Origin of the sequence: Gemmiger formicilis, assembly GCF_016901605.1 — a bacterium.
GTDB classification, from domain to species: Bacteria; Bacillota; Clostridia; order Oscillospirales; family Ruminococcaceae; genus Gemmiger; species Gemmiger formicilis_B.
The window spans coordinates 1-217 of sequence record NZ_JACJKP010001033.1 but is presented as its reverse complement, the minus strand read 5'-3'; the positions used below and the strand labels follow the sequence as shown (position 1 = coordinate 217).

General features: G+C 49.3%; 1 protein-coding gene. It reads left to right on the top strand.

Going from position 1 to position 217, the window contains the following annotated elements; all coding sequences use genetic code 11:
- Positions 1-2: 2 nt before the first annotated feature.
- A complete protein-coding gene (locus tag H6B10_RS18825; protein ID WP_275951121.1) occupies positions 3-149 on the top strand; it encodes a cytidylate kinase family protein in 147 nt (48 codons plus the stop codon).
- The last annotated feature ends 68 nt before the right edge of the window (positions 150-217 follow it).

The window sequence follows — 217 nt, the reverse complement described above, 5'->3', positions numbered from 1 at the left end:
GCCTGCGTGACAAGGACAAACGCCGTGCTGCCTACCACCGCTTTTACACCAACATGAAATGGGGCCACGCCCAGAACTACGACCTGACGCTGAACAGCGGTACACTGGGCATCGACAAGTGCGTGGAGATCATCCGGGACCTGTACTGAACCAGGGACCGCGGAACAGATTTGACACAAAACAAACTGTAAAAATATATAAAATTATACAAAATGTA